The organism is Stenotrophomonas sp. YAU14D1_LEIMI4_1 (assembly GCF_003086815.1).
GTDB lineage: Bacteria > Pseudomonadota > Gammaproteobacteria > Xanthomonadales > Xanthomonadaceae > Stenotrophomonas.
In genome coordinates, this window is the sequence record NZ_CP025997.1 from 2,373,445 (window position 1) to 2,386,139 (window position 12,695).

Here is a 12,695-nt window from a genome sequence, read left to right on the forward strand (position 1 = left end):
ACGTACCAGGAGAGGCGAATCATGTTGAAGCTGACCCGCATCGCCGCCATCGCGCTGATCGCATTGGCCGTGCTGCTGGCCCTGGTCGCCTTCGTTGTGGGCCGCACACCCACCACCGCGCCGGCCGCCGCACCGATTGCCAGCCAGCCCGGCGTCGCCACCATTACCGTGGTGGAAGCCATTGCCCGCCTGCCCGCCGGTGAGCCGATCACAGCGGCCGGGGTACGCCTGGCCCAGCGCACCCAGCCGGTACCCGGCGCCCCCACGGACCTGGCGGCGGTGGTCGGCAAGGTGCCGGTGCAGGACATCGCCGAAGGCAGCGCGATCAGCCAGGGGCTGCTGGCGCAGGGGTTCTCGCTGCAGCTGCGGCCTGGCGAGCGCGCGCTGGCGGTGCCGGTGGATGAGCTGGTCGGCGCCGGCAACCGCATTCTTCCCGGTGATTTCGTCGATGTCTTCATGAACCTGCGCAGCAACAACAATGCGATCAACGGCACGCAGGAGGTCGCGCAGACCCGCCTGCTGCTGTCGCGGTTGCGGGTGTTGAGCTACGGTCAGCAGGACATCATTCCGGTTGCGGCGGAAGCGGCAGCGGCCACGTCCGCCGACAACGACGCGCGCGCGGCCGACATCACCGGCGCAGGCAATTCCAGCAGCACCAGCAAGGCCAGTGCAGAGGCCACCCAACCTGCGCGCAGCGCGGTGCTGGCCGTGCCGGTCGCCGAAGCGAACCGGCTGCTGCTGGGCGCGCAGCAGGGCAAACTGTTCCTGGCCCTGCGCAATCCGGCCGACACCGGCCTGCCCGATGTGGCGCTGTTCGCGCCGGCCAAGGGCGTGCTCGATCCCGTGCGCGGCCTGGACGCCGAACAACAGGCGGCGCTGCAGCGCCCCGAGAACAATGCCTTTGCCGGCCTGGACGGCGAAGCACTGGCCGGCAAGGGCCTGACCGAACGCGCCCCCGCCGTACCCAGTGCCCGTGCCAGCGCGCCGCGCCGCACTGCGCCGCGCCCGGCCGGCATCGAAATCATCCGCGGCGATAGCGCTGCGCCCCGCGGTTCCCTCTGACCGGATTCCGGAGCCTCCATGACCCAACGCCGCCACTGCATTGCCCGATCACTGCACCAGCGCTGGCTGGCCCTGCTGCTGGTGGTGCTGGCGCCTGCCACCAGCCTGGCCGCCGACGATCTGGTGCTGCAGGCACGTGAGCAGCGCCCGTGGACCCTGCCGGCCGATCTGGAACGGGTGGCCATTGCCGATCCCGGCGTGGCCGACATCGTGATGCTGCGTGGGCAGCGCCAGGCCCTGCTGGTCGGCAAGGCGCCGGGCAGCACCACGCTGCTGCTGTGGCACCGCGCGCGCGCCGAACCGCAGCGCGTGCAGGTGCGCGTGCAGAGCGCCGTGCAGGGCGCCGCCGGATCCGCCGACAGCGGACTTTCGTTCACCCAGCAGGACCAGCAGGGCCTGCTGCAGGGAAGCACCGACAGCGTGCTGTCGCACATGCAGGCGCAGAAGACCGCCGCCATGGCGCTGGGCAAGGACGGCCTGCTGGCCGATGCCTCCACCATTGCCAGCGGCGGCGTGGTACAGGTGGAAGTGAAGGTGGTGGAATTCAACAAGACCGCGCTGAAGCAGATCGGCATCAACTTCCAGAACAAGAATGGTTCGTTTGCCTATGGCATCGCACGCCCCGGCGGCCGCCTGCCCGGCGACACCGGCTTGCTGCCGGGCATGGAAGAAGGCGGCAGCGCCAACGAGGATGATTCGCCGCTGTCCTCCGCGTTCCGCCTGGTGTTCGGTTCCACCAAGCACCGCTGGAATGCCGACGTGGACCTGCTGCAGGCCAACGGCATGGCCCGCGTACTGGCCGAACCCACCCTTGTGGCGCTTTCCGGGCAGAGCGCCAGCTTCCTGGCCGGCGGCGAACTGCCGATCCTGGAGCCGCAGGGCTTGGGCACCACCACCATCACCTACAAGCCCTTCGGCATCGGCCTCACCGTCACCCCCACGGTGCTGGCGCCGAACCGCATTGCGCTGAAGGTCGCGCCCGAAGCCAGCGACCTGGACTACAGCAATGCGATCGCGCTCGACGGCGTGCAGATCCCTTCCATCACCACCCGCCGCGCCGATACCACGGTGGAACTGGGCGATGGCGAGAGCTTCGTGATCGGCGGCCTGGTCAGTTCCAGCGTAGCATCGACGGTGAACAAGATTCCGCTGCTGGGCGACCTGCCGATCATCGGCTCGTTCTTCCGCAACTTCGACTACAAGCGCCAGGACAAGGAACTGGTGATCATCGTGACCCCGCGCCTGGTGCAACCGCTGGCGCGCAATACCGAACTGGCGCTGCCCGGCGAAAAGGAAGCACGCCCGAACCTGCCCGAATGGGGCGCCTGGCTGCTGGGCCCGATCAGTCGCGACCCGGTACCGGGCTTCTCGCGCTGACCGGCCACTGCAAGGACACCCCCCATGCCCTATGCCACCGCACAGCCGCTGCATCCCGCCGGACCGCCGATGAACCTGGTCCTGTATGGCGTGGACCGCGATCTGCTGCCGCGCCTGGCCGCGAAGCTGCCACCGGGCACGGCGCTGCATTGGCAGGACAGTACCCAGCCGACCTCCGCGCAGGACCTGCAGCGCGGGCAGCAGAACCTGGTGCTGCTCGACTTCCGGCCCGAGCATGCGTCGGCGTCCACCGTGCTGGCCCAGCAACTGCAGCAGACCCAGCCGGAGCTGGCCCTGGTGGCCGTGGGTTCGACCAGTGCCGGCCAGGTGGAAGGGGTGGTGCTGGCGCTGCGCGCGGGGCTGCGCGATGTGCTGGACATGGACAGCGACAACGCCGGCATCGAGGTCGCGCTGCGGCGTGCGCTTTCGCCACGTACCGCCGCCGTCCCACAGCAGGCGCACAAGGCACGGCTGATCGTGCTGCTGGGCGTGCGCGCCGGTGTGGGCACCAGCACCCTGGCCGCGCATCTTTCGGTGCTGGCCCAGCAGACCCACCTGCTGGCGCAGGGCGAAGCACACCCACAGGACGGCCTGCTGCTGGAGCTGGCGCAGCCGGCCGGCGACCTGGCTCTGTATCTGAACCTGGACAGCCGTTTCCACTACGAAGACGCCCTGCGCAACGCCAGCCGCATCGATGCCACGCTGGCGCGCACGGCCATGGCGCGCCATACCAGCGGCCTGGTGCTGCTGGATCGCGCCAGCGGCAGCGACGCGGTGCCGCCCTCCGATCCCGGCGCCCTGCTGCAGCGCCTGCGCGGGGTGTTTGCCAGCGTGCTGTGCGATGCCGGCGGTTGCCCGCTGCGGCAACTGCCGCCGCTGCTGCTGGAACAGGCCGACGAGATCTGGCTGATCGCCGATGCGTCCATCGCCACCCTGGTGTCGCTGGACCACGCGCTGAAGCATCTTTCCGGTCAGCGTGACCGCGAAAAGCGCCTGCAGCTGGTCATCAACCGCCATGACGACAGCGCCGGCATGAGCCCGGAACAGATTGCACGACGCTTCGAACTGCCCCTGCTGGCCACGCTGCCCGAACGCTCGCGCGTGCGCACCGCCGCCAGCCACGGCCATCTGCTGCTGCAGGACGCCCCGCGCGACCCGTACCTGCGCGCCCTCGCCCCGCTGGTCCAGCGCCTGGACCCTGCTGCCTGCCCGGTGCAGCCGCACGGCCTGCGGGAAAGACTTGCCCTTGCCCTGGGTGGATCGCAATGGAAGACAAAGTAACCCTGTTTCCGAACGCCCTCGCCCGTGCCAGCGCCCCCGACGCGGCCCCGGGCGTGCTGCCGTTCGCGCAGACCGAGCAGTACCAGAAGGTGCTGTCGGCCGCGCACGAACACCTGCTCAACAGCATTGAAGACGAGCGCATCGACATCGATTCCTGGGCGCCGGACACCATCGCCCGCTGGGTGCAGGTGCAGACGGTCAGCTTCATCCAGGAATGGCGCATTCCCATCAATGAAGAAGAGATGCAGGTGGTGGCCGAAGGCCTGGTGAAGGAGCTGACCGGCTTCGGGCCCTTGGACGACCTGCTGCATGACCCGACCATCGAAGACATCCTGATCAACGGCTTCAAGGATGTGCATGTCTCGCAGGGCGGGCAGCTCAAGCGCGCCACCCAGCGCTTCACCGACGATACCCACCTGCTGCGCATCCTGCGCCGCATCCTGGCCCCGCTGGGCCGCCGCCTGGACGATTCCAACCCGATGGTGGATGCGCGCCTGCCCAACGGCGGCCGCCTGAACGCCATCATCGCGCCATTGGCGGTGGACGGCCCGATGGTCTCCATCCGCAAGTTCCGCAAGGACCCGTTCACCCCTGACGAGCTGCTGGCCAAGGGCACGTTCGATGCACCGATGCAGGCCCTGCTGAAAGCCATGGTGCTGGGGCGCTGCAACATCCTGGTGTCCGGCGGCACCAGTTCGGGCAAGACCTCGCTGCTGAACGCGCTGGCCAGCTACATCCCGGCCAATGAGCGGGTGATCACTGTGGAAGACACCGCCGAACTGTCCTTGAACCACCCGCACGTGGTGCGCCTGGAAAGCCGCATTGGCGGTGCCGACGGCCACGGCGCGATCAGCATCCGCGACCTGGTGCGCAACAGCCTGCGCATGCGCCCGGACCGCATCGTGGTGGGCGAAGTGCGTGGCGCCGAAGTGCTGGAAATGCTGCAGGCCATGAACACCGGCCACGATGGCTCGATGGCCACCATCCACGCCAACACCCCGCGCGATTGCCTGTACCGCATCGAGATGCTGGCCGGCTTCGCCGGCTTCCAGGGCAGCGAAGACAGCCTGCGCCGGCAGATCGCCAGCGCCATCGACTTCATCGTGCAGATTTCGCGGCTGGGCAGCGGCCGCCGCGTGCTGGTCTCGATCACCGAAATCACCGGGGTCAGCGACAACCTGATCACCACTCAGGAAATGTTCCGCCACGAGGTGCAGGTCGACGGCAGCGGGCGCGAAACCGACCGCTGGATCGGGCTGGGCTTCCACCCGCATTCGCACAAGCTGGAGCCCTTCCGCCAACAGCTGCGCGATTCACTGTACGGAGACCTGTAAGCATGGGCGCTGGCGTACTGCTGATGGTGTTGAGCATCGTCTCGGTGCTGCTGGGCCTGGCCGCCTGGTTGTGGAGCAGCGCGCACAGCCGCGAGCAGCGGCAGGCCTCGCTGCAGCATGCCGAACAGCAGCTGGCCCGCGGCGCCGGCAGCCCGGTTGCAGACAGCGGCCGCGCTACGCCCGTGGCCGCTGCCGCTGCCGCTGCCGCGAGCAACCGGCGAACGCTGCCGTGTGATCCGCTGCTGCAGCGGGCAGGCCTGCAGCCCGGCTGGAAACTGCCGGTCCTGCTGCTGGTGCCCGGCCTGGTGCTGTCGGCCACCGCGGTGGCGCGACTGGGCACCGCGTGGATGTTCCCGCTCACCCTGGGCCTGTACCTGATCGGCTGCTGGCTGTGGCTGCTGCGCCGCATCGGCAAGCTGCAGGCCAAGCTGCTGCATCAGCTGCCGGATTTCCTCGACAACCTGGTGCGCCTGACCGCCCTGGGCAACAGCCTGCAGGCCGCCTTCCAGGTGGCCAGCACGCAGACCGCCGCGCCCCTGCGCGAACTGCTGGACACCACGGTGCGCCACGCACGCGGCGGCATGGAACTGGACCGCGCCCTGTCGCTGGCCGCGCAGCCCTACCGCATGGACGTGCTGAAGGTGCTGGCGGTGGTGATCGGGGTCAGCGTGCGTATCGGCGGGCGCTCGGACCAGATCCTGCAACGGCTGGGTGACTTCATGCGCGACCTGGAACAGGCGCAGCAGGAACTGGCCGCCACCACCTCCGAAACGCGCATGTCGGCCTGGGTGCTGGGCCTGCTGCCGCCGGCCAGTGCCGTGCTGATGGCCATTTCCAGCCCCGATTTCTTCCAGCCGATCCTGCACCACCCGCTGGGCCACAAGATCCTGGCGCTGGCCGTCGGCCTGGAACTGGTGGGCGCCTTCTTGCTGTACCGACTGGCCAAATCGCTATGACCGCACTGACTGCCAGCGCAGGTGAACCATGAGCGCCAACACCTGGTGGATGTGCGCGTTGTTGCTGCTGGCCACCGGCATCGCCCTGCTCGGCCTGGGCAGCTGGGTGCGCGGGCAGCGCGAGGCGCGCGGTGAGGCCACGTTGAAGACCGCCCTGCAGCCGCGAGATGCCGAGACCGAAGCGAGCCGCCGCGATTCGCTGGGCTGGCTGGAACGCCTGGGCCGGCAACTGAGCGGGGGCCGCCTGGAAGCTGCACTGCTGGCCAGCGAAGACCGCCTGCTGCTGGATCTGGCCGGCTGGAACACCCGCCGCGGCACCGCCATCTACCTGGGCCTGCGCCTGCTGCTGGCTGCGGTGGTGGTCGCACTGGCGATCGCACTCAGCGATGCACATGGGCTGGCCAAAGTGATGGTGGTGGTCGGCGCACTGGCCGCCGGCCTGCTGCTGCCCAAGTTCGTGCTGGGCGCCTGGGTGAAGCGCCGCCAGCGCGCCGTACACAACGAACTGCCACTGCTTATCGACCTGCTGCGCCTGCTGCAGGGCGTGGGTTTCAGCATGGACCAGAGCCTGCAGACCCTGGGCGACAAGCTGCGCGACGCACTGCCGGTGCTGGGCGGCGAACTACAGAAAGCCAACGTGGCCTACACCCACGGCCGCAGCCGCGCGCAATCGCTGCGGCGCTTGAACGAGGTGTATGGCGATGACGATCTGTCCAGCCTTGTGCAGCTGATTCTGCAGGTGCACGCGCACGGCGGCGCAGTACAGGAGCCGTTGAAGCAGTTCAGCCTGCGGTTGCGCGAGCAGCGCCGCAACACCCTGAAAGAGAAGGTCGGCAAGCTGTCGGTGAAGATGACCGTGGTGATGATGCTGACCCTGCTGCCAGCGCTGATGCTGGTGCTTTCCGGCCCGGCGCTGGTCGCGCTGGCCGCCACCATGTCGAAGATGGGATGACGTCCATGCCTGCTGCACGCCCTGCCCTGCTGCTGTTCGCCCTGGCCACCCTGGCCAGCGGCTGTGCGTCCAGCACGGCCAAGTACCTGCACACCCCCACACTGGCCGAGCCCACACCGGCGCCGCAGGACAGCCGCAACACCTATCTGGAACTGATCTCGCGCATGCAGCAGCAAGGCGCGTGGTACGCCTCGCTGGCGCACGTGGATGCGTTCCGCCAGCGCTACGGCGACCTGCCCGCGCTGCGCCTGCTGCAGGCCGACGCGCTGCGCGAAACCGGGCAGACCGCGGCCGCCAGCGCGCTCTACCAGCAACTGGCAAACGGCGCGCAGGCCGCGGCGGCCGCGCATGGGTTGGGCCTGATTGCCGCCCATGCCGGTGATGATGCGGCGGCCGAGCAGGCACTGGCGCGCGCCAGCCAGCTGCAACCGTTGAACACCGACTACCTGGGCGATCTGGGCTATGCACGGCTGCGCGCCGGGCAGTTCGAACCGGCGCGCGAACCGCTGGCCAAGGCGCTGGAACTGACCCCAGGCAACGCCAAGGCCACCGCCAACCTGTCGCTGTGGGCGCTGCTGCGCGGTGACACCGCCACGGCCGAACAGCTCGCGCAGCAGGCCAACCTCAACGACGAGACCCGTCGCAGCATCCAGCAGCAGGCGCAGCAGATCCGCAGCCGCCTGCAGCAGCGCCTGAGCGCCGCCGTGGCGCCGCCCCCGCCGCCGGCCACGGCAACGCCGGCGCGCAGCATGCGGCTGGCAGCGGAGGCCCGGCGCGACAGCACCACCGACCGCGATCCGGCGCACCTGCCACCGTCCATGCTGGAACGTTTCGGCTCCGCCCGCTCTGCCAACGAGGGAACCCCATGACCCTGCCCGCCCTGCTGCGCACCGTGCTGCCCCTGGCAACCCTTGCCGTTGCCCTGTCGGCGCCGCACGCATCGGCGCAATCCACGCAGTCCCCCCTGACCGGACAGATGCTGGGCGAGCGGACGACACCGGCACCCACGGTGCAGTCCGCGCAGCCGCTGGCCACGGTCGATACCACGGCTGCGCCGCCAGCCCCGCCAACTGCGTACGTACCAGCCAGCACCACCGCCCGCCCGCAGCACGGCGACAGCGTCCGCAACCTGCTGCGGCTGCAGGCATCGGGCCAACAGGCCGGCGCACGCCTGCCGATCCTGGGCGACCAGGCCACGGCCAGCTATGCGCGCTACCTGAAGAGTTTCGAGCACCAGATCCCCGACTTCTTCGATCCTGACGTCGGTCGTTCCAGCAACCGTTCCAGCTCATCACGCTGAGGTCGGCCATGCACCGGTCACGCCGCATCACCTTCAACCGCCAGCGCGGCGGCATGTCGGTCACCCTGATGCTGGTGATGATCGCGCTGGTGGCCATGCTCGGCCTGATCGAAGTGGGCTACCTGTACTGGGCCAAGCGCGATGCACAGAAGGTGGCCGACCTGGCAGCGCTTGCCGGCGCACAGCGCCTGGACCTGTGCAGCGCCGACAACAGCGACAACACCGCGGCACGGCAGAACGCGGTCAACCAGAACCGCTTCCCCGGCCAGGTGCAGGTGCAGTGCGGCAACTGGAATGCCGCCCACGCCGCCGAGGACCACTTCAGCAGCACCGTGGATGCGGCCAATCCGCGCAACGCTGTGCGCGTGACCACCGAACGCAGCGTGCTGCCGTTCTTCGGCCAGAACAACACGCTGCCCACGGTACGCACCCAGGCGGTCGCCCGCCGCGCCGAACCCACCGCGGTGTTCAGCGTGGGCTCGCAGCTGCTGCGCAGCAATGGCAATTCGCCGCTGATGGCCACCCTGCGCCTGGTCGGGCTGGATGTGAGCAATGCCACCGTGCTGTCCTACGATGGCCTGGCTCAGGTCAGCGTTACGCCTTCGGGCCTGCTGCAGGCGCTGGGCATTCCGGTTGCCGCCGACCTGAGCGTGGCCGATTTCAATCGCCTGCTGGCGGTGCACCGCGTATCGCTGGCACAGCTGGTCAACGCCACCGCCGAAGTGGTGGGCCGCAACAGCACCGCCGGCGTGCAGCTGCAGGCGCTGTCCACCCTGGTGTCCACCGGCCTGGACATCAACCAGCTGAACATCGCGCTGGGCAGCGAAAGCGGTGGCGGTGGCCTGTTCGCCGAAGTCGTCTCGCCCGATGGCACCATCGGCAGCGCGCTGGAATCGAAGGTCAATGTGCTGGACCTGTTGAACACGGCCATCTCCATTGCCAACGACAACAACGGCGTGCAGATCAGCGGGTTGAACCTGGTCGGCATCGAGGTCAAGGCAGGGGTGATCGAGCCCCCCTCCATCGCCATCGGTGGCGTCGGCGCGCGCGCGTACAACGCACAGGTGCGGCTGATGGTGGATGTGGACAGCAACCGCGTGCCCGCCGTGGGCGTGTTGCTGAACCTGCTGGGCACCCGCCTGAAGCTGCCGCTGCACGTGGACGTGACCAATGCGATGGGCACGCTGACATCGCTGCAATGCGGTGCCGCGCCACCGACCGCCACCATCCGCGTGGATTCGTCGGTGCTGCGTGCCTGCGTAGGCAGGATTGCCGAGGCCGATCGCTTTTCCAAGCAGAACGTCTGCGATGCCACCCTGCAGAGCGAGCAGTTGCTGACCCTGCTGGGCCAGCCGCTGATCAACGACCGCATCACCCTGCCGGCACTGACCGCGCAACAGGATCTCACCCTGGCCGCCGGGCAGACCGGTTCCACCCAGATCAACCCGCTGGCGGTGGGCACGGCGGTGTCCGATCTGGTGAACGAGCTGCTGCGCGTGCTGTCGGGCATGCTGCAGAGCCCGCAGCAGGGCATGAGTTCCAGCGATACGGCCAAGGCGCTGGCCGACCGCTACCTGGCCGCCGCGCATCCCACCGGCGGCCGCTACGACGTGGACAAGGTGATTCCGTTGCTGCGCGACGGTGATGCCAGCCGCCAACTGAATCCGCTGGGCACCTGGACCGTCACCCAGGGCGTGCCCTACGCCTGCCCGCCGCTGTACCTGACCACCTGCCGCAAGGATGGCCCGGTGTGGGATGGCTACCGCACCACCGTCACCGGCCAGGGCCTGGGCGTGCTCGACGGCGTGCTGGGTTCGCTGCTGGGCGGGCTGCTGATCAACCGCTGCGACAGCCTGGTCAGCAACCTGCTGAACTACAACGGCTGCGTGCGCAACAACCTGGCGGCCTACATCCAGACCGCCCCGGTCGGTTTCCTTGACCAGTACGCCGGCGGCGGCGTGACCACGCCCGGCAATTCGGTCAGCTGCAGTGGCCTGCTGTGCGCAGTGCTGACCCCGGTGCTGGCCGCGCTGAAGCCGGTGTTGAACAGCGTGGGCGCACTGCTGAGCGGCACCCTGGCCAGCCTGCTGGGGCTGGAGCTGGGGCGCACGGATGTGCAGGTGCAGTCGATCCAGTGCACGCCCGCGCAGCTGGTCTACTGAGCGCCGCGGCCCGGCTTGGCCCCGCGCGCGCGCATGCTAGACTCCGGGCGGGGAATCACATTCATCTCAACCACACTACGTTCGTGGATGGTCCAGACATGCGAGAAATTTCAGGGGGCACTGTCTTCGCCCGGTACCCGCGCGCGGTAGCGCTGCTGGCCACGGCCATGATTCTGGCGGCTCCGTCGGCCATGGCCGCCCGTGGCGACCGCCAGGCGCCCGCCGAACCGGCACGCCCGGCCCCGGTGGTGCGCAACACGGTGGATGAACTGAAGCAGTTGATGGATGCCCAGCAACTGACCGAACTGCGCACCACCTATAACGGCAACTACGGCGCCAGCCTGCTGTTCAACGCCAACACGCTTACCTACTACGTGGCGCTGTTCCAGGAAAAGAACTTCTGGCGCGTGATCAAGACCGATGCGGTGGACAACGCCGAACGCGTGTACCGCACGTTCGTGCAGCAGACCGAGCAGCTGGCCCAGGTGTATATCGACACCACGCGCCTGGAAGCGGGCAAGCGCTACACCGAACGCCTGGTGGCCTACAACGAAGAGCGCCTGCGCACCCTGCAGCAGGAAATGGAACAGCAGCAGGCGCAGTCGGCGCAGGTCAGCGCGGCGCTGCAGCAGGCACAGCAGCAGGCGGTCAGCCTGAGCACCGATGTGCAGAGCACCAACAGCCAGCTCGATGCCCTGCAGCGTCGCATCCAGATCCTGCAGGCCGAACAGGGCAACCCGGAATTGAGCCTGCCCAAGGCCGATGCCGCGTCTGGCGCTGGCGCTGGCGGCGACGGCCACTGAGCCCTCGCGCCTTCCGGCTACGCATGTCGCAAACGGCACCTTCGGGTGCCGTTTTCATGTCCGCTCAACGGCAGGCCGCACGCACGGCGTCGTCCAGCTGCCGCTGCTGCAGATAGTCCGGTCGCAGCGCATCCGCCCGCCGCTGGCGCGCACGGCTGCAGCCGGCCGGATCGCGCTCGATGGGAATCAGCACCGCCCGTGCCGCTCCTGCGCGCCGCTTGCGCGGCCGAGCGGCGGCCGCCGGCACGGTGGGCCTGGCCGGTGACGTGTCCGCCGGAACCTGCCACTTCCATTCCGCTTGGCCCTGGCACGGGGTCTGCTGATAGACCGCGTGCGGGCCATCAACGCATTTATAGACGTTGGTCTGTGCCTGCACCGGCACGGCCAACAACAGCGCGAGCACCGCGCCTGCCACCACTCGACTCATTACGCCCTCCTTGCCGGCATGGTTCCGCGCAAACCAGTGTGCCGCCAGAGGCCAATGCGACTTCTTGCCACAGCCGTGCAATGCCGGCGGAACAGGCTGCGCTGTACTGCGCTTACACCGGTCGCCGCGACCGGTGCCTTCCACCTTCCGCCAAAGGAATCAAAGATGAGCAACTTCGTTACCGTCAAAGACGGCGCCCGCATCTTCTACAAGGACTGGGGCACCGGCCAGCCCGTCGTGTTCGCCCACGGCTGGCCGCTGTCGTCCGACGCCTGGGACCCGCAGATGCTGTTCATGGGTCAGAACGGTTACCGCGTGATCGCCCATGACCGCCGCAGCCACGGCCGTTCCAGCCAGACCTGGGACGGCAACAACATGGACACCTACGCCGACGACCTGGCCGCGGTGATCGAAGCGCTGGACCTGCACGACGCCATCCTGGTCGGCCATTCCACCGGTGGTGGCGAAGTGGCGCACTACGTTGGCCGCCATGGCAGCAAGCGCGTGGCCAAGGTGGTGCTGGTCGGCGCGGTGCCGCCGCTGATGCTGAAGACCGCCAGCAACCCGGCCGGCACCCCGCTGGAGGTGTTCGACGGTATCCGCAAGGGTACCGCCGGTGACCGCTCGCAGTTCTTCAAGGACCTGACCACGCCGTTCTTCGGCGCCAACCGCGACGGCAATGCCGTTACCCAGGGCATGCGCGATTCGTTCTGGCAGCAGGGCATGCTGGGCGGGGTGAAGGGTCAGTACGACTGCATCCACGAGTTCTCGGAAGTGGATTACACCGCCGATCTGCAGAAGATCGATGTGCCGGCGCTGGTGGTGCATGGCGACGATGACCAGATCGTGCCGTTCGATGCCTCGGCCAAGCTGTCCTCGCAGATCATCAAGGATGCCGAGCTGAAGGTGTACGCGGGCGCGCCGCACGGCCTGACCGTGACCCATGCCGACCAGTTCAACGCCGACCTGCTGGCGTTCGCACGCAAGTGATCCATCGCGGCGGCGCCCAGCCGCCGCCGCCCCTGCACGGTAGCGCCGGGC

Annotated in this window: 12 protein-coding genes; 11 read left to right on the top strand and 1 reads right to left on the bottom strand. The window is 68.6% G+C overall.

The annotated features are described in order from the left end of the window. Positions 1-21 precede the first annotated feature (21 nt). The 10 genes from cpaB (at position 22) to C1932_RS11080 (ending at position 11,227) form a co-directional block, all read left to right on the top strand. A complete protein-coding gene (gene cpaB / locus C1932_RS11035) occupies positions 22-1,062 on the top strand; it encodes a Flp pilus assembly protein CpaB (RefSeq protein ID WP_108762192.1) in 1,041 nt (346 codons plus the stop codon). 18 nt (positions 1,063-1,080) lie between these two features. Continuing rightward, entirely contained in the window at positions 1,081-2,439 is a 1,359-nt protein-coding gene (locus tag C1932_RS11040; RefSeq protein WP_108762193.1) for a type II and III secretion system protein family protein, read from the top strand. A 24-nt stretch (positions 2,440-2,463) separates the two neighbouring features. Next, entirely contained in the window at positions 2,464-3,720 is a 1,257-nt protein-coding gene (locus C1932_RS11045) for a fimbrial protein (protein ID WP_108762194.1), read from the top strand. Next, complete coding sequence (locus C1932_RS11050) at positions 3,705-5,054, top strand: CpaF family protein (RefSeq protein WP_108749836.1); 1,350 nt, start codon at positions 3,705-3,707, stop codon at positions 5,052-5,054. Before C1932_RS11045 ends, C1932_RS11050 begins: the two co-directional genes overlap by 16 nt. A gap of 2 nt (positions 5,055-5,056) precedes the next feature. After that, positions 5,057-6,010, top strand: a complete 954-nt coding sequence (locus tag C1932_RS11055) for a type II secretion system F family protein (protein WP_108762195.1) — start codon at positions 5,057-5,059, stop codon at positions 6,008-6,010. Between the two features lie 28 nt (positions 6,011-6,038). Continuing rightward, complete coding sequence (locus C1932_RS11060) at positions 6,039-6,962, top strand: type II secretion system F family protein (RefSeq protein ID WP_108762196.1); 924 nt, start codon at positions 6,039-6,041, stop codon at positions 6,960-6,962. 5 nt (positions 6,963-6,967) lie between these two features. Next, positions 6,968-7,831 (top strand): Flp pilus assembly protein TadD, encoded by an 864-nt coding sequence (locus tag C1932_RS11065; RefSeq protein ID WP_108762197.1) that lies wholly within the window; start codon positions 6,968-6,970, stop codon positions 7,829-7,831. Continuing rightward, positions 7,828-8,262, top strand: coding sequence for a DUF3613 domain-containing protein (locus C1932_RS11070; protein WP_108762198.1), 435 nt, complete (start codon positions 7,828-7,830; stop codon positions 8,260-8,262). Before C1932_RS11065 ends, C1932_RS11070 begins: the two co-directional genes overlap by 4 nt. Positions 8,263-8,270: 8 nt before the next feature. Continuing rightward, entirely contained in the window at positions 8,271-10,424 is a 2,154-nt protein-coding gene (locus C1932_RS11075; protein WP_108762199.1) for a TadG family pilus assembly protein, read from the top strand. A gap of 98 nt (positions 10,425-10,522) precedes the next feature. Continuing rightward, entirely contained in the window at positions 10,523-11,227 is a 705-nt protein-coding gene (locus C1932_RS11080) for a DUF2968 domain-containing protein (protein ID WP_108762200.1), read from the top strand. Between the two features lie 64 nt (positions 11,228-11,291). On the opposite strand, the gene C1932_RS11085 is transcribed toward C1932_RS11080, so the two are convergent. Next, positions 11,292-11,654: a hypothetical protein gene (locus C1932_RS11085; RefSeq protein ID WP_108762201.1), complete on the bottom strand. Its 363-nt coding sequence runs from the start codon at positions 11,652-11,654 to the stop codon at positions 11,292-11,294. A 165-nt stretch (positions 11,655-11,819) separates the two neighbouring features. Here C1932_RS11085 and C1932_RS11090 point away from each other — a divergent pair, with 165 nt between their 5' ends. After that, on the top strand, positions 11,820-12,644 hold the full coding sequence (locus C1932_RS11090) for an alpha/beta hydrolase (RefSeq protein ID WP_108749844.1): 825 nt from the start codon (positions 11,820-11,822) through the stop codon (positions 12,642-12,644). Positions 12,645-12,695 lie beyond the last annotated feature (51 nt).